At 43.5% G+C, this 18,083-nt stretch carries 14 protein-coding genes; 9 read left to right on the top strand and 5 right to left on the bottom strand.

What is annotated here, in order from left to right; genetic code table 11:
- Positions 1-260: 260 nt before the first annotated feature.
- Positions 261-2,051, bottom strand: a complete 1,791-nt coding sequence (gene fccA / locus AYJ58_RS20285) for a fumarate reductase flavoprotein subunit FccA (RefSeq protein ID WP_106651485.1) — start codon at positions 2,049-2,051, stop codon at positions 261-263.
- Between the two features lie 498 nt (positions 2,052-2,549).
- On the opposite strand from fccA, the gene AYJ58_RS20280 reads away from it, so the two are divergent.
- The 3 genes from AYJ58_RS20280 to AYJ58_RS20270 are packed head-to-tail and all read left to right on the top strand — an operon-like array spanning position 2,550 to position 3,856.
- Entirely contained in the window at positions 2,550-2,960 is a 411-nt protein-coding gene (locus AYJ58_RS20280; protein WP_106651484.1) for a hypothetical protein, read from the top strand.
- A gap of 5 nt (positions 2,961-2,965) precedes the next feature.
- Positions 2,966-3,535: a class I SAM-dependent methyltransferase gene (locus tag AYJ58_RS20275; RefSeq protein ID WP_106651483.1), complete on the top strand. Its 570-nt coding sequence runs from the start codon at positions 2,966-2,968 to the stop codon at positions 3,533-3,535.
- Positions 3,536-3,565: 30 nt separating this feature from the next.
- Complete coding sequence (locus AYJ58_RS20270; protein ID WP_106651482.1) at positions 3,566-3,856, top strand: hypothetical protein; 291 nt, start codon at positions 3,566-3,568, stop codon at positions 3,854-3,856.
- An 82-nt stretch (positions 3,857-3,938) separates the two neighbouring features.
- On the opposite strand, the gene AYJ58_RS20265 is transcribed toward AYJ58_RS20270, so the two are convergent.
- A complete protein-coding gene (locus tag AYJ58_RS20265) occupies positions 3,939-4,124 on the bottom strand; it encodes a cytoplasmic protein (RefSeq protein ID WP_106651481.1) in 186 nt (61 codons plus the stop codon).
- 173 nt (positions 4,125-4,297) lie between these two features.
- A complete protein-coding gene (locus AYJ58_RS20260; RefSeq protein ID WP_157825790.1) occupies positions 4,298-6,274 on the bottom strand; it encodes an alpha/beta hydrolase family protein in 1,977 nt (658 codons plus the stop codon).
- A gap of 330 nt (positions 6,275-6,604) precedes the next feature.
- Here AYJ58_RS20260 and AYJ58_RS20255 point away from each other — a divergent pair, with 330 nt between their 5' ends.
- Positions 6,605-9,382 (top strand): TonB-dependent receptor domain-containing protein, encoded by a 2,778-nt coding sequence (locus AYJ58_RS20255; protein WP_198555537.1) that lies wholly within the window; start codon positions 6,605-6,607, stop codon positions 9,380-9,382.
- Between the two features lie 56 nt (positions 9,383-9,438).
- On the opposite strand, the gene AYJ58_RS20250 is transcribed toward AYJ58_RS20255, so the two are convergent.
- Together AYJ58_RS20250 and AYJ58_RS20245 are read right to left on the bottom strand one after the other, a co-directional pair.
- Complete coding sequence (locus tag AYJ58_RS20250; protein WP_106651478.1) at positions 9,439-10,869, bottom strand: cytochrome C biosynthesis protein; 1,431 nt, start codon at positions 10,867-10,869, stop codon at positions 9,439-9,441.
- Between the two features lie 273 nt (positions 10,870-11,142).
- Positions 11,143-11,568, bottom strand: coding sequence for an organic hydroperoxide resistance protein (locus AYJ58_RS20245; RefSeq protein ID WP_106651477.1), 426 nt, complete (start codon positions 11,566-11,568; stop codon positions 11,143-11,145).
- 138 nt (positions 11,569-11,706) lie between these two features.
- Between AYJ58_RS20245 and ohrR the strand changes: the two genes are divergently transcribed.
- The 5 genes from ohrR to AYJ58_RS20220 all read left to right on the top strand — a co-directional run bounded on the left by ohrR (position 11,707) and on the right by AYJ58_RS20220 (position 17,933).
- Complete coding sequence (ohrR, locus tag AYJ58_RS20240; protein ID WP_106651476.1) at positions 11,707-12,204, top strand: hydroperoxide resistance transcriptional regulator OhrR; 498 nt, start codon at positions 11,707-11,709, stop codon at positions 12,202-12,204.
- A gap of 133 nt (positions 12,205-12,337) precedes the next feature.
- On the top strand, positions 12,338-13,513 hold the full coding sequence (locus tag AYJ58_RS20235; RefSeq protein ID WP_106651475.1) for a glycerol-3-phosphate dehydrogenase/oxidase: 1,176 nt from the start codon (positions 12,338-12,340) through the stop codon (positions 13,511-13,513).
- Positions 13,514-13,621: 108 nt separating this feature from the next.
- Entirely contained in the window at positions 13,622-14,794 is a 1,173-nt protein-coding gene (rlmC, locus tag AYJ58_RS20230; protein WP_198555535.1) for a 23S rRNA (uracil(747)-C(5))-methyltransferase RlmC, read from the top strand.
- 199 nt (positions 14,795-14,993) lie between these two features.
- Positions 14,994-16,142 (top strand): chromate efflux transporter, encoded by a 1,149-nt coding sequence (gene chrA, locus AYJ58_RS20225; RefSeq protein ID WP_106651474.1) that lies wholly within the window; start codon positions 14,994-14,996, stop codon positions 16,140-16,142.
- A gap of 126 nt (positions 16,143-16,268) precedes the next feature.
- Positions 16,269-17,933, top strand: coding sequence for a methyl-accepting chemotaxis protein (locus AYJ58_RS20220; protein WP_106651473.1), 1,665 nt, complete (start codon positions 16,269-16,271; stop codon positions 17,931-17,933).
- The last annotated feature ends 150 nt before the right edge of the window (positions 17,934-18,083 follow it).

Raw genomic sequence — 18,083 nt, 5'->3', positions numbered from 1 at the left:
CACCTAACGGATTGTGATGTAGTTATCAGCCAAAGAGTGTAAGTGAGTTAGGGCTTTTTGTCCTTAGCCTTAGAAAATTGACTATTAAAAGAGTGAGCTTTGTCATCAATTAGCTAAAACGCTTGATAAAAAAAGCGAGCCCTGATGGCTCGCTTATGGATTGACTAGCAGTGCTTGAGTTATTCAAGCTAGGGCTCTCATATTTAAAACCGTGCTTTGAGAGTCAAGGGTTAGTCCGTTAACCCTTATACGGTTTGTGACTAGTGATCTTTAGCGAATTTAGCCGCTTCAGCACCGGCGATACGGCCGTAGGTCACAATGTCTGATACTGCGTTACCGCCAAGACGGTTAGCACCGTGAACCCCGCCAGTCACTTCACCTGCAGCATATAAGCCTTGGATTGGTTTACCGGTTTTTTCGCTCTTCACTTCGGCTTTAGTATCAATCACAACACCACCCATAGTGTGGTGAACAGCAGGTGCGATTTCTAATGCGTAGAAAGGCGCTACTGCTAATTCGCGTGGTAGGTTTGGACGTTCAAATTGCGCATCTTTACCTGATTTCACGAAGCCGTTGTATGCCGTGATGGTTTTCGCCAGTTCAGCGGCAGGCACATCGATTTGTTTTGCTAACTCTTCGACGGTTTTGCCTTCTTTAACAATGTTCAGATGCACATAACCTTCAATCGCTTTTAAGCTCTTACGGATTGAGTCATCGAATACCAAATAAGCGCTTTCGCCTTTTTGTTGCAGAATCGCGGCAGACGCTTTATCACGGGTAGTGATTTCGTTCATAAAGCGGTTACCTTCACGGTTAACCACGATAGCACCGTTACCACGTACCGCTTCGGTGATCATTACGCCACCCGCTGGTGAGTATGTTGGGTGAGCTTGAATGAACTCTAAATCGCGAGTTGCTGCGCCTGCTTGCAGTGCCACGTCTAAGCCGTCACCGGTTGCACCTGGGTGGTTAGTGGCTTTAAAGCCTTTTAACTTAGGATCGTACTTAGCTACGCGGTCGTTGTTTTTCGCAAAACCACCGGCAGCAATAACCACAGCATCGGCTTTAATAATGTAATAACCAGTGTATTCGCCTTTAACGAGTACGCCAGTCACATTGCCTTTCGCATCTTCAAGAATACGGACAACACGGCTGTTTAAGCGGATGTCAGTACCACGTTTTACTGCGTTGTCCCACAGTACTTGCGCTACGTGTGCACCTACGCCAGCACCACCGGTTGGGCGGTGACTACGGTTAACACTTGCACCACCCATACGGCCCACGTCAGTCATGTCGGCACCCATAGAGGTTAACCAATCGATAGAGTCAGATGAGTTATTTGCAAGCACTTTCACTAATTCAGGATCGTTAATGTTACGGCCACCTTTCATGGTGTCGTCGATCATGATTTGTTTCTTATCTTCAATACCTAACTTAGTTTGCGCCTTCGTTTCGGCAGCGTTCATACCGCCAGCGGCCAACTTAGTGTTACCACCTGGGACAGGTTCTTTTTCGAGCAGAATCACTTTCGCGCCAGCATCACGGGCAGAGACGGCAGCAGCAAGGCCTGCACCACCTGAACCGATAACAACCACATCAGTGGTTTCTTTTACGCCAGCAGCAATGGCTTTATCCTGTGCCGCTTTGTCTGCATCAACAGGAACAAACTTACGTTCCCATTTACCGCCGTAAGGCATATCGAAGCCGAAGCTGTGGCAAGCATCGCAATAAGCGACTGATTTCTCATGGCCTTTATGGCAGCTTGTACAAGCAATTTCGCCAATCAAGTGAGATTTATGGGGTGAGACTTTGTCTTTAGGTGCGGCGGCGGCCAGTTCTTTTAAATCGCCGTGGCAGCTAACGCATTGGGCATTTTCATGGCTAAGGTTGTCATCGCTGACGCCACCTTTGTCTGAGACGTGGCAGCTGTCGCAGCTACCCATTTCACCGTGAAAATCGGCTAGCACTTCTGGTGCAGCATAGGCAGTTCCTGCCATTGCGCCAGAGATCAGCATGGCTAGTGCTGTTTTTTGAATCTTTCTTGTGAACATGATAGTTCCTCCGCCGTACATTCATCTACTTAATAAGGGTTATTCATCATGGCGTGATATTTATTTTTTACGTCATTCACGCACTGTTAGAGCATTCTCCAGTTGCAAATTTATCACTATCTAAAGAGGTATATGTGTGCACAAGTCACATAACCTTTGTTACAGCGGAAATAACATATTTAAAATGTGCAATAGGGCAGGAAATATTAATGAAGGTGAGGCTAATCACCGATTGAATACGGTATAACTTGCGCGGGTTAACATGTTGAATGGATTGGTTTTAACTTTTCAAAATAAAAATGATAATAATTATTGGTTTTGTGATGTGATTTATCTATTTGTATTTAATAGATATTATAATGTGACTTAGCACTTTGAGTATGTCACTTAATTATTTTTGAGTATTCTATAAATAATGTTAATTATCCAGCTCTTATTGTATAGAATTGCATTATTAGTTTGACCAGATGTTACGCAGTTGATTATTAAGGGGATGTAATGCGCAAACAAGGCATATCAGAAAAACGTTTTTGGGTTCAACGTTTGAGTAAAACCAGTTTAAGGGCATTGCATATTTTAGGGATCGTCGGTGTCGGTGGTGGCATTTTATTAAGCGTAGATAAAACGCAATGGCTGAATTATTGGTATCTCGCTATGACGACGGGCTGCATATTAATGTTGTGGGAAATTGTGCGTGATTGGCGTTGGTTAATTCAGCTTAAGGGTGTGTTAACCTTAGTGAAAGTAGGCTTACTTGGTTTGTTTGTCCCTTTGGCTAATTTCAAGCCTGAGCTGTTAATCGCGATCCTCTTTTTGTCCGTGATTGTGTCCCATGGTCCAGCAGGGCTCAGGCATTATTCTATTGTGCATCGTCGGCAAATTGACTCGAAAAAAGAAATTAAGGGCTAATTGATATGTCTGTAACCCATACGTCAACTTTAACGCCTGCCGCGTTAATCACAGAGTTCGCTTGGCCTAATCCATCTGTGTCTAACTTAGCCTTGAGTTGTTTCGATGGACTTAAGGTACTCGATCTCGCTTGCGGTTCTGGGCGTAATGGTTTGTGGTTTTTAGCGCGAGGGGCTGAAGTGACTTTTATCGATCGAGATTTGTCAGCCATGTCACACATTGATCAGGCTAATGCTTACAAATTACAAAGGGATTTAGAAGCTGAGGCAGGACCATTATTGCCGGTAGAAGAGTACGATATTGTCTTAGTATTTAATTATCTGCATCGCCCATTACTGCCACAAATTGCTAAGGCGGTTAAGAGCACAGGCCTTATCGTCTATGAAACCTTTACAACGCAACAGGCGCAGATAGGTAGGCCACGCAACCCAGATTTCTTACTTACTGAAAATGAACTCAAATCAGTGTTTGCTAACTGGCAATCTTTACATTACTTTGAAGGTCGATTATGTGATCCGCAGTCCACTCAAAGCAGTTATAAAGCCCAGTTGATTGCGCGAAAACCTACAACGTAAATTTATTGATTGAGACTCAGAGGTCGTAGGATGTTTCCCTATCCAGAGCAATATCGCATTGCAACGCCGCCGTTGACGACCGCCTTTATGGTGGCGTGGGCTTTATTCAGTCACAGCTTATTTTCCGATGCAAACCCTGTCGCACTCTATCCGCTGTTAGCGCTATTTCCTTTGGTGATTGGATTACACTTATATTTGATTTTGTTAGCAAAAGGAATAGGGAGACTCGATCAGTGTTTCTATGCCTTAGTGCATATCCCGCTAGCGTTCGTGGTGTGGACATTTACGATTATGCATGTGAATGGCAACGCTTTTTCTTAAATTCGCCTGACGTTTCCGTTACAGAAAATAAAAAGCGCCTTGATAATCAGAGGCGCTTTTTTAAATGCTGTATTGCTAACAATTAGGCCGTAGTGTTGATGTTGTGGCCTGCGTTACCTACAGGTTTTGGCGCCGCAGCTGCAATTAAATCTACCGCGATTTGACCTTCGGCTTTTTGCTGCTCTTTGGCTAACTGAGCAACCTTAACGCCAATTGCACCATTTTCTAGATTAGGTGCGATAGCTTGGGTATTCAGTGAAATTGACATAACTAACCTCGATTGTAAGCTGGATCCCTTTATCGGCAAACCCACGGTTAACTTTAGTCGTTACATATGAATTTGCCAATCCTACCGTACTATCTATTTTTGCATGTTAATTTTTAATACTTTAAATGATTTCAATATGTCGAGTTAGTTTGCGTAAACTTGCTAACATATTTTTAGTTTAAGTATTTTTTTAGAAAGTCAAGCATCTCAGTGTATAATTCTTTGCGGTTTTCTTCGTTATAGAATCCATGCCCTTCTGTTTTTTTCCATAACCATTTCGGTTCATTTCCTGTTTTTACTAGGGCATCTCGCATCACATGAGCGTTTTCATAATGTGCCTGCTCATCACGGCCGCCATGCACAATGAATACTCCGGCTTTAATTTTGCTTGCATTATAGGCGGGAGAATGTTTTTTCATTGTTTCTTCTGAACCACCAAAAGCTTGTTCCATATAGCGTTTACCCCAACCCAATCGTTCAGCAACATTGCCTTTATTGAACATGAGTGGTAGATCGTATACCCCAACATATCCAATTGCGCACTTATAAAGGTCGGGTTCTTTAACCACACCCATGAGAGCGGCATATCCGCCGTAACTTGATCCGGAGATACAAATTTTATCCTTATTAGCGAAGCCTTCTTTAATTGCCCATAGTGTTGCATCGGTCAGGTCATCTTGCATTGCACCACCCCATTGTCCATAACCACTATCTTCAAACTCACGTCCATATCCGCCAGAACCTCGAAAATTTACCTGAAGTACACTGTATCCTGCACTCGCATATACCTGTACTTCATCATCAAAAAACCAATAGTCACGAGGACCATGTGGGCCACCATGTGGATGGATAATTAAAGGCAAATTTTCAGCTTTGGCACCCAGTGGTATGGTTAAATAACCATGAATTGTTAAGCCATCACGAGTAACAAAATTTATCGGAGTTTTATGAGACATTTTTTGCTCATCTATCCAAGGGCGAGAGGCTGTGAGGAAAGACACTTTTTTAGTCTCTCTATCGTAAAGATAAAATTTACCTGGATTAACATCGGAGTAACTTTCAATCACCCAGCTTTTGTTATCAGCTGTCTTAGAGGTAATATGTAAATAATCATTTGGAAATGCTCGTTGTAGCCCGCGATACTCTTTGGCTAGTTCTGAATTTTCATCAAAAAATATAACTTCAGGTCTTCCATTATGAATAATGGCCCCTACCACTTCTTTTATACGTTTACCTGTTTCAGATGTATATACATTTATAAATGGTTGAGCATCAACTATATCATTTCGGTACATTAACTCTCGTTCACCTGTACTTAACTTGATTCTATATATGCCTAAAGTACTTTTCTCTATGTTATCAGAGGTAAATATGAACTGGTTATCTGCACTAAATCCAATAACATTACTGGACCCTGTCGAGCTGGTTCTAACCATATTTGACAACGATAAAGCTTTCCATGCATTTTGATCAACATTGCTTTCTCGAATATAGGTAATTATTTCTCCAGCACCCTCCGATTTTAACAGTCCTTTTCTTTCAGTTTTCATGGACTGGCTCACTCGCCATTGATCATTATTATCTAAAAAAATCGATGCATTTTCAAATTTAGCTTTTTCAATTAATTGACGTTTCCCAGTATAGATATTCACTTTATAAAGGTTAGAGTATTGTTTTTTTTCTAAATTAGACGATATCAAAATGTTATCGCGTTCATCCATTAGTAGGCTCTCAACCTGCGCACCTGAGTAATCTTTATTCCTCACTCCAAATAATTGTATTTTACTTGAACAGTCTGCATTGCCTGAAAATAGCTCACCAGTCAAAAATGGAGTCGCATACTGTCCTGATTGGGTTGAGATTGTCATTACTACTCGTTCTTCATTTGCCCACCAAAACTCCATGACTGACTCTTCTTCACCAAAAAAAAAGTTACAAACTACTTTTTGATTGCTTTTATTGATAATCGCTAATCTTTTATGATTTTTATACGGATAAGTCGCGGCTAAGAAATCACCTTTAGGAGATATTTTAATCGCATTAAACATACTGTGCTTGGCGAGATCGTGTGCGTTTGTCGCGGCTGATGCATTAAGCCCACTTCCTAATATTAAACCAAGAAAAATCAGTATTTTTGTCATGTTAGTCATATGGATCTCCATCGATAGAATCTATTTCTACTTACTTCGTTTGATAACTGGCAGTACTCTCGCGCAATTACATTGACAGACGAACAGAGCATTACTCATTAATCAGCTGTTTGAACTGTTACGTCTCAACAGCTTACTATAACTTCATTTGTTTTTTTTGCCTTAAAACACACTTAATGGCAACATATTTTAAACATTAAGTTCAAAATATTTACATCAGGTGGTCTTTGCTATACCTTACATATGATTGCAAGGAATATGCAATTTTCACATAAAATCATCCGTCTGGTAACATTTTTACGTGTTATTAACAGCCGTTTTGGAGAATGTATGTATAAGACAACACTGCTTTGTAAAGCAATACAACTAGGCCTATTTACCGCTTCGATTTCTATTGCCAGCCACGCGTGGGCTGCAGAAGAAAAAGATGCTCAAACCAAAAATGAGAAAATTGAGCGTGTAGAGGTTACTGGTAGTCGAATTAATAGAACTGATTTAGAAAATGCTCAGCCCGTTGTTGTGTTAACCGCTGAAGATATGAAAAATGAGGGTTTTACAACGGCGTTCGATGCAATCCAAAGTATTTCTCAAAATACAGGAACAGCACAGGGTAACGAGTGGGGGGCGCAAGGTGGTTTTACACCAAATGCTGATGTAATCAATTTACGTGGTTTTGGGCCTGGCTATACCCTTGTTCTTCTCAATGGTCGACGTATTGCTGAAAACCCTACGCCCTATAATGGGCAAAGTAATTTTGTGAATTTAAGTGGCATTCCATTTTCTGCGGTAGAGCGAATTGAAATTCTGACTCAAGGTGCATCAGCTATTTACGGTTCAGATGCTGTTGCTGGTGTTGTAAACATTATTTTGAAAAAGGATATAGATTCAACAACTGTGACTGCTATGTATGGTATTACACCAGAAGGTGGTGGTGCTCAAAATCGGTTTAGTCTTACCTCTGGCAGTACAGGGTCTGATTATTCAATTGGGGGAACCATTGAGTATTATAAACAAGATCCGATTTACTCTCATGAGCGGGATTATATGGATTCTGTTGATGATAACCCTGCCGGTGCGACTCCTCTTTCTCGAGGGATTTTATTGCTTGATAATTTTACTGGTAAGTATAGAGATCCTGGCGAACAAGGATGTGTAGATTCTGGTTCTGGATATGAATATGCGGATCGTAATGGTTTTGGTAAGTATTGTGGTGTTGATACTACAGGTGACAATACGATTCGAAATGAACGTGAAACCTTAACCGGTTATTTGTTTGGTACATACGACATCAACGATCATATGCAACTCTTTGCTGATACTATGTATTCAACAATAGATTCTGCAGTTTATGGTTCTCGTCACTTTTATAGTGAGAATTTGCTATTAAATACTCCTGATGGTTCTGGTAATTTCGGAGGAACCCGAGACTATGTATTGGCACAGAGGATTTTTAGTTTTGATGAGTTAGGCCAACGTAACACTCTATTTGATGAGCAGAGTTATAATGTCACTGTTGGTATTAAAGGTGATATTGATACAGCCTATAACTGGCAAGTGTATTACTCTGAGAGTCGTTATGATTACGAGAGTAGCCGAGATTGGATGAAGGAAGAAAAGGTCACCGAACTATTTCTAGGTGAAATAGATAATCCATATGGTCTTTATAATGGTGATGCTCCCGTAGGATTGTATGACAAAATTACACCAGAGATTCGGGACCAGTTACTTGGAACACAAGTTATTTTAGCTGATTCGTATGCTAGAACTTTATCTGCTGAAATTAATGGTGATTTATTCGAATTACCATCCGGTCCTATTGGATTTGCTGCTCTTATTGAATATAACAAGCAAGGCTATGATCTTAAACAGGATGACCGTACATTAAATACTGAAGGCAACGGATGGCAAGGCTTAACGGGTACGGAAGGTGGTGGCGATCGCAGTCGTTATGCTGCAGGTCTTGAGCTTCTGATCCCTGTGATTGAAGACTTAGATCTTGGTGTTGCAGCCCGCTACGATCAGTATGACGATGGCACTACCGAAGTTGGTGGTCGTTTAACCCCATCAATTACTATGACATATAAAGCTATGGATGAGTTAAAGTTCCGTGCAAACTGGGGGCAAAGCTTTAGAGCTCCAGATATGCACTATGTCTTTGCTGGTGATTCAGGCTACTTCACTACTGCGTATGACTATATTGATTGTCGTGTAAACGATCACGATGATGACCCTAATTTTGTACCGAGTCCAAGTGCTTGTGAAACGACATCTTTAAAAGGTAATCGTTCTGGTAGTAAAACGTTAGAAGAAGAGAAGGGAACAAACTGGGGCGTGGGGGTAATTGCTGAACCAGTGAAAGATCTTAGCTTAACTTTTGATTATTATAATATCAGTTTGAAAGATATTATTTCTGATGAAAGCGAACAAGATATATTAGATCTTGAATATGATTGTAAATATGGGCGAAATGGTAAAGACCCGTCTAGCAGTGAATGTACTAACAATGCAGCAAAAGTAGTTAGGGCTGCAGCGGGTGCTCCGAATGCTGGAGATATTGAAACTATTGTGGTTAATCCTGAAAACAAAGCACTCTATGAACAGAGTGGTTTAGATGCTAAGTTATTTTATACTTTAGATACTGAGTATGGAGACTTTGGCGTTCAATTAGGATGGACTCATATTTTAAGTACAAAATATCAAGTGGATTCTGCATCTTCTATTCAAGAGTTGCGTGATGATAAAGATAATTATGAGCCTAGATCTAAAACTAACTTAGTCTTGACTTGGCAATACCAAGACTGGTCCGTTGCTGTTCGTGGCGATAGAATTGGTGAAATTCCACTTTGGGAGCAACCTGCCGAAAACTACGATGATGAAACTGGCGATGTCATTAAAGTAGACCGTTTGAATCCTTACTACACGGTTAACATGAGTGTTGGCTATGATTTTACTGATAATTTGAAAGTATTAATTAGTGGTGAGAATATTTTCAATCAACGCCCTGAAGTAGATGTTACCCATGATGAATGGCCATTCTTTAACAGCTTCTCGTACCCTGGTGCCGCGATTGGCTCTGCTTATCGTGCAGAAATAAGTTATAAATTCTAAACAATAAAAAGTGATAGCACTTGTGCTATCACTTTTTTTAGAAGTATTTTTGTCTATCAGCTTTTGGTCATGAGGTATTTTCGACTTAGAACGATAATCGCTGTGGCAATGAGCGAGCCTAAAATCAATCCGAGTGCCAGGCTCACATTTTGCAGTGCTGTTGGGTCAATAACCAGTGCGATACCCATACCCAACATCATCACGCCTGACATAAGTTTCAGGGTTTGGCCTTCTTTTTCGGTTAACTTACGTTTGCCTAAGGTCGCACTGAAAACGATAACAATAATCGCCAGCGGGATCACATACACAATGTTATATAAAACCAGATACATATAGCGTTCAATGTCTGGCAGATTGTGCATAGATAGCACGCTGGTGTAGATCATCGGGAAGCCTGCGGTGCAGAGCAGTTCATAGGCGTTGGCGAGGACTGCTAGTACGGTAGAGCCAATAAGTAAGGCGCCTAAGCTACTTGAGTTAGACAGTTTCCCCATGCGCTTTATCAAACTCGTCCGATTTTCCGCCGACATCGACAGCGTCACTTCCCCCTTAGTAAAGAAGTAATCTTTAATGTTGATGACCCCTGCGATTAAGGCCAAACAACCCGCCGCTAAGATGATCATGCCACCATCACTGCCTGCGCCCAACAGCTGGAAGATATTCAACCATGCGGTCATAAACAGGAAATAGATAAAGCCTGAGAAGAACACGAAAATCCCGCCGACGAGCAACATGCGGCTGCGACTCTTGGCATTAACCATGATCGACAATAAAAACAGTAAAACGAAGAAGGCGCAGGGGTTAAAGGCATCCACGCCTGCGAGCACTAAGGTGAGCAGCGGCAAAGACATTGTCTCGGGAGTCACTACGCCTACTAAAGGTAATTCAACGGGTTGAACTTCTGGCTCTGCAACGGACTCCTTTAAGTTGGTGGCATCACAGGTGCCTTCGCCAGTATCTGTGCCACAAGTGCCAAAGAGCGGCGCATTGGTTTCTGTACTCGCGCTCGTACTGACAACGCCATTGGTGGGCATGTCCGCTTCGCTGAGTTGACCGCCAAGGGATAAATAACAATTCTTCAGTCGATTAACGAGAAACTCGCCCGTGACCGCTTCGCTCGAATAGCCCACAATGGCCTTTTCACAACTGGCCATATAGGGTACAGAACGTGCTTCTGTATTAGTTTTTGCGGCGATATTTTGCCAAATATCCTGCACACCTGGTGCGGACACCATATGAGATTCAAGTTCTATCCAAGGGTATTTTTGCGGCAATGAATCGATGAAAGGATGGGCCTCTGCACAGTGTGGGCAAGTTTTAGACCAGAAGAAATACAGCTTAATTTTGAGTTCACCCTGACCATTCATATAATGCCACGTTCGATCCGCTGAGCTTGCTGGTGTTGTCTCGGCCCAGCTAGGGATTGAAAAGGCAAAGAGGAATAATAGCGAGCAAAACAGAGATAATTTCGATAGATATTTTGTCATAGCGCCTCCCACAGAGAGTGGGTTTAAGTATCGTCAAACGGTTCGATTAGCTCTTACTCTACTTAAATCAATCATTTTGATTAAATTAGATATTAAGAAGTGTTAGTTAACTCGCGAATAACCATTTTTTGGGAACTGAAACCAGTTTATCTCCCTGTTAAATGGTGTGATGCACACCACTCTCAGCTTGAGTCGTTAATGGCTAATAAGAATAGAGCACCCGAGGGTGCTCTATTTCTGACGTTATCAACAAGTGTCTATGATGGATTATGGTTAGCCTAACGCAACACCATTTACGCTGAGTTTCACGTCGATATTATTGCGAGTGGCGTTAGAGTACGGACAAACTTGATGCGCGTGACGTACTAGCGCTTCTGCGGCTTCTTGCGGTAAATCTAAGCTGACTTCTAAGGCAACCGCTAATGCAAAACCGCCGGTATCATTGGCAGCTATGCCAACAACCGCACTGACTGGCGCTTGTGTAATATCCACTTTGCCGATTTTAGCGACATGCAAAACAGCGTTTGAGAAACAAGCTGCATAACCAGCGGCAAACAGTTGTTCTGGGTTAGTGGCAAGTCCGCTACCGCCCATGGCTTTTGGATAGGCTAACGCGACATCCAGTAAACCATCATCCGTGCTCACTTGACCTTGACGACCCGCTTTTGCTGTGGCGCGTGTTTCATAAAGTGTTTTCATAATATTGACCTTCTAAGATTAAGGATTAAGTAAATCGATTTTAATTGCGCGCAATTCAATTGTGATAAACTATAATTCGATCTTTGGTGTGAATGCAAGTATATTGTGCGCAATATATTTAATTTATCGGATCTTCCTATGGCAACAACTCAACCCAATACCCGACTAACGTCTGCCGAACAGGCCGAAAATGCTAGCGCTGATAATGCCTTATGTCTTGAAAATCAAGTGTGCTTCTCACTTTACAGCGCCGCGAATGCTATGGTGCGAGCCTATCGCCCATTGTTGGATAAATTGGATCTCACCTATCCGCAATACTTGGTCATGCTAGTGTTATGGGAAGAGCAGGGCATTAGTGTCAAAATCTTAGGCGATAAACTTTTCCTCGATTCAGGTACGTTAACGCCATTGCTAAAGCGGCTAGAATCTAAAGGATTAGTGACTCGTGGTCGTAGCGAACAGGATGAGCGCGTGAGAGTACTCGCCTTAACGCCAGCAGGGCTTGCCCTTAAAGCACAGGCCAGTGAAATCCCCCATTTAATGCGTTGCAAAGTCGGCGGCGAGGCGAGCGAGTTACAAGCCTTAAAGGCCATGTGCGATCAAGCACTTAAACAATTACATGCCAGTATTGATTAAACTCTTATCGTCGAGATTTGATCTAAGACTAACTTATTGACATATTAACGCTTATTAGCTGTTCGACTGAGCTTGATTGAATGTTTGAGGCTCAGTAGGTCGGTCGTCTATGGAAGGTTAGCGAGAGTGAGTTATGGCCAGTTTCGATATAGCCATTATTGGCGGTGGGATCAGCGGTGTCGGCATTGCCCAATATGCGGCAGCGGCGGGCTATTCCACCTTGCTGATTGAAAAGGGGGAAATTGGCGGCCAAACCTCGGCTAATTCCAGCAAACTTATCCACGGCGGCTTGCGTTATTTAGAAACCGGGCAAATCAATTTAGTCCGTAAGTCCTTGCTTGAACGGCGTTATTTACTCAATCTTGCGCCCACTCTGGTTAAAGCTGTGCCTTTTTATATTCCCGTGTACGACAACAGCCAGCGCAGTCCTTGGACTATACGCGCAGGCTTAAGCATGTATGCACTGCTGAGTGAGTTTGATCCCTTGGGTCAGTTTGTATCTGTGCCTGCTGTGCATTGGCATCGTTTCAAAGGATTAAAACTCACGGGATTAAAAGCGGTATTTCAGTATTGGGATGCGCAGACCGACGATAAATTGCTCACTCAAGCGGTGGCGCGCAGCGCGCAGGTACTGGGCGCCGAAGTTTATGCCGAGGCTGAATTTCTTGAGCTGGAACATAAGCGCGAGGCTTGTGAGCTGAGTTTTAGCCACAGGGGCGAAATCCATAAAGCCGAGGCGAGTCTAGTGATTAATGCTGCAGGTCCTTGGGTGAATGCGGTTTTAAGCAAAGTCTTGCCCCCACTTGCGGGTGTTGAACTCGATTGGGTGCAAGGCGCCCATGTGCTACTGGATATTCCTGCGCCCGATGGCATCTTGTATTTAGAGTCTTGCTTCGATAAGCGGGTCATATTTGTGATGCCTTGGTATGGACAAACCTTGGTTGGCACCACAGAAACTGAACTGGCTTCTTTGGATACACCACCCCAAGCGACCGAATCTGAAATTAATTATCTGCTTGGTATTTATAAGCATTACTTCCCGCTAGCGCCGGAGATTGATGAGCTTAAGACGAAGATAACCCAAACCTTCTGCGGCATTCGGGTTTTACCTAAGCAAAATAGCCTAGCCTTTGAGCGGCCGCGGGATACCTTGATGAAAACATCGATTTCCCATCCGCGCATCCTCAGTTTATACGGCGGTAAGTTAACGACGTTTCGCAGTACCTCGGCAGAAGTACTTGAATGGATTGAAAAGACCCTCGGTAAGCGCGAGGTGATTGCCGATGTTGATAAACTCAGCTTGTCTTGAATACATCTAAAATTGCGCCCTTGATACTGGTTTGAGCGTGTTTCGAGATGATTTTTACCCGTAAAACCGCTACAGTGTGGCGCTTTTTTACTGAATCTAGGATTTGTCGTGAGTGCTGCTATTGTGAATGCCGTCAAGCAATGTGGTTATTTTAATCAAGGTCAGTGCCTTTCTTGCCGGCATATTCAGCAGCCTCTAGCGCAGCAAGTGGCGGTTAAAACCCAAACGTTACAGCAATTACTCGCGCCTTTTATTCCCGCAAATTCGGTTGAACTTTTTCTGCCTCCCATTACTGGCGACGACAGCGGCTTTCGTAATAAAGCCAAAATGGTCGTGCTTGGCGCCGCACATGAACCCGTATTGGGGATTATTAGCCCAAGTGGCGAGTCGGTGGATCTTTGCGACTGCTTGTTATATCCATCTGATATGCAAGATTTATTACACCGTTTAACCCGCTTTGTGCAGCAGGCGGGGCTTCCTCCCTATCGGGTTGATAAAGCCAAGGGTGAGCTTAAGTTTATTCTGCTGACCCGCAGCCAAGTACGCGGCGAATATCTGCTGCGTTTTGTGCTGCGATCCCATAATGGCATTGAACGCATCGAACGCGAATTACCTGCATTATTGGCGGAATATCCGCAAATAAAAGTCGTGTCAGTCAATATTCAACCGATTCATATGGCAATCCTTGAGGGCGATGAAGAGATTTTCTTAACAGAAAATACCCGTCTTGAAGAGCGTTTTAATCATGTGCCTTTATTCATTCGGCCCAAGAGCTTTTTCCAAACCAATCCGCAGGTGGCAGCAAAGCTGTATCAAACCGCCCGTGAGTGGGTTGCTGAGTTTTCTCCTCGCTCGTTATGGGATCTGTTCTGTGGCGTAGGCGGTTTCGGACTGCACTGCGCATCCAAAGACATTACCCTCACAGGGATTGAAATTGAAGCCGAGGCTATTGCCTGCGCGCAAATGTCTGCGCAAATGATGGGGCTTGAGAATGTGAGCTTTATGGCGCTCGATTCCACCGACTTTGCTAAGGGTAAAAGCGCTGCCGATAAGCCGGATTTGATTATAGTTAATCCGCCGAGGCGCGGTATTGGCGAGGCTTTATGCCAGTCATTAAGCGAGTTTGCCCCTAAGGCGATTCTCTATTCCAGCTGTAATCCCAAAACCTTAGCGAAAGATCTCGAGCATATTCAAGGTTATCACTTAACCAAGGTGCAGCTATTTGATTTATTTCCCCATACGGATCATTTTGAAGTCTTAGCTATGTTGGTGAAGGATTAGTTTTTAGCTCATCAATTTATCACTAAGCATTTGTACTTGTTCGTTTTACGATTATTGAAATCCGCTCAAACTATCTTAAGGGCTCTGCTGTGTGGAGCCCTTGTTATGCTTTTATCTGCGTTGCACGCGTGAAACTTCATCATAATGTCTTTTTAGTGGCATAATCTTCAGCACTTTATGCATTGATGGGCGGCGATTTATGCAACAGATTTTCCTACGCTTTTTTACCTTAGGCTTGATGAGTTTTGGCGGACCTGCGGCGCACATTGGTTATTTTCGCCAGACCTTTGTTAATGAACTCGGTTGGCTCGATGATAAGCGTTACGCCAGTCTCGTCGCCTTAAGCCAATTTATGCCGGGGCCAGGGTCGAGCCAAGTGGGCTTTGCCATTGGTTATCAAAGAGGTGGGCTTGTTGGCGCGCTTGCAGCTTTTGCCGGTTTTACACTACCTTCCTTTATTTTGATGTACTTACTGGCGGTAACAACGTCGGCATGGCTCGCGAATCATTATGTTCAAGGGATGATTTATGGGCTTAAATTAATGGCTGTCGTTGTGGTTGCCGATGCCGTTCTTGCTATGTTTAAACAATTCTGCCAACGCAAATCCGCCCGTTTGCTGATGCTAGTCAGTGCTGCGGCGATTTTGATTGCGCCATTTATGTGGACGCAAATCCTGCTGTTACTCGGCGCTGCGACTATCGGCATCTATAAATTGAGTACGACGCAAGATGACACTGCACCGCTTGCACCGATTCGCTTGAATTATCTCTATTTACTGCTCTTTTTCGTGCTGCTCATCGGCAGTTTTTTTATGGTGGATTTCGGACCTGAGGCTTGGATCTTCAGCGAGTTTTACCGCGTAGGGAGTTTAGTGTTCGGTGGCGGTCATGTTGTGCTACCTCTGCTAGAAACAGCAGTGGGCGATACCATAGGCGGCGATCGTTTTCTGACGGGTTATGCCTTTGCCCAAGCTGTGCCTGGGCCTATGTTCACATTCGCGACCTTTTTAGGCGCCGAAGTCATGCTAGATAAACCTTTCATGGGGGCTTGCATCGCAACAGCGGCCATTTTTTTACCCGGATTTATCCTCATGCTGGTGGGCCTGAAGAGTTGGCATGCGATTGCCGCAAGACCAAAAATTGCTGGCGCGATAGCGGGTGTCAATGCCTGCGTTGTTGGCTTACTTGCCGCTGCACTTTACCAACCGGTGTTTTCTCAGGCGGTATTCTCGGGCAAAGATATGGCCTTGGTATTGCTCGGTTTTGGTGCATTAAAGTTATTTAAACCACCCATGCTGGTGCTGGTTTTAGGCTTTAGCCTGTGTGGGATCTTGCTAAATGTATTTTGAACTGAGGGCGATTAATTGCAGGTTTATTGAGCAAGATTAAGATTTTGTTACTTTAAGCGCATAGTGAAATAACAATGTTAGCTATACTCCAAAGATACAAGTTGTATTCCTCTGGAGCATTCAAGTATGTCTAAGTTGAGTTTGCGCAATAAATTATTATTGCTATCGCTGTTCCCTTTGATCCTCGCATTATTGGTGTTGATGTCGGTTTCCTATTATGTCGAGCAAGATGCGCTTGCCGATGAGGTTGTTACTTTTAGATCTAAGCTCGTTGGTGAACGTAAACAACAAATTAAAGAAGCTACCGAAATTGCCGCTGGTATAGTGAATTACCAATTATCGTTAAAAGAACAAGGGAATGTGAATCAAGCACTCAGAGACATACGTTTTGGTAGCGCGGGTTACTTCTTCATGTATGACTCTCAAGGTAAAAGCATCTTTCATGCCCTAATCCCAAGTTTAGAGGGGCAAAATAAGATTGATATGACAGATCCCCGCGGCACTAAAATTATCGTCGGCCTGCTCGACGCCGCTAAACATGGCGATGGTAGTTTCTCTTACTATTATCAAAAACCTAATACCAATGAGCAGATTGAGAAGATCAGCTATGTCATGATGATCCCGGGCACTGACTGGATGTTAGGTACTGGGGCATATATTGATGATATTGAAGCTGTTGTTGAAGATTATCGCGCCACAGTGACTGAGCAAATGGCGGATAAATCCTTCGCGATTTTGCTGATAGCGCTTTTCCTTACGGGTATTACTGGCTTTATCATTATGGTTGCTGCCCATCGTATGGTGGTGCCAATCAAGAATATGGCCGATAACTTAAATGATATCGCTAAGGGCGAAGGGGATTTAACCAAGCGACTTAGCGTAAAAGGTGAAGACGAAATTGCCCAACTTGGGCGCTCCTTTAACCTCTTTGTCGATAAACTGCAAAATATCATCGGCGATGTCGCGACCGCGACCGCTAAAGTAAAAACGGCAGCCAATGCGATTCATGATCAAACTAAAGTCATGTCGAGTCAGTTAGTCAGTCATAACAATGAAACTGACCAAGTGGTGACGGCGATCACTGAGATGTCATCTACTGCGAACGAAGTGGCTAAGAATACCACTCAAGTAGCCGAAGCGACTCATGCTGCTACTGGCGATGTGGCTAATGCCCAGCGCTGTGTTGATGCTTCACTTGAGGAGATTGCCTCCTTAATGTCGCAAATCAACAATGCGGCAGGCAGTATCAAATCACTCAGCGAGCAATCCCAGAAGATCAACAGCGTACTGTCTGTGATTGGCGGTATTGCTGAGCAGACTAACCTATTGGCATTAAACGCCGCCATCGAAGCCGCCCGTGCCGGTGAACAGGGCCGAGGTTTTGCTGTGGTCGCCGATGAGGTGCGTAACTTAGCCAGCCGCACTCAAGCCAGTACGTTAGAAATCAACGAGATGTTATCGGCATTACATAAGCTAGTGACCCAAGCCGTGAAAGCGATGGAAGAGAGTCAACAAAGCTGCGTGCGTTCGGTGGATTCTTCTCGCACGATTTCCGATAGTTTGGGTTCCGTCACTTCAGCGGTAACGGCTATTAACGACATGAGTACCCAAATTGCAGCTGCGGCGACAGAGCAAAGCTCAGTAACCGAAGAAATTAACCGTAACGTGTATGCCATCCAAGAGATTGTGAATGAGCTACTTCATTCCAGCGAAGATGCGGCTAGGATCAGTATGACAGTCTCGGAAGAAGGCATTAACTTGGGCAAGTTAGTGGGCCAGTTTAAGATTTAGTGGGATAGTTTAGGATTTAATTGCAGTAATCTTGATTAAAAACGGGAGACTTAAGGTCTCCGTTTTATTTGGCTCATATATTTTTTAAAGCGTTAACCGTTAATTCAGCTGAGTGAATTCATCCAAGCTCATTCACTTTAGACAATTCAA

This window comes from Shewanella sp. Pdp11, from assembly GCF_002838165.1.
Classification (GTDB): Bacteria; Pseudomonadota; Gammaproteobacteria; order Enterobacterales; family Shewanellaceae; genus Shewanella; species Shewanella hafniensis.
The sequence above is the reverse complement of the archived record's forward strand: the minus strand, read 5'-3'. Positions and strand labels throughout refer to the sequence as shown.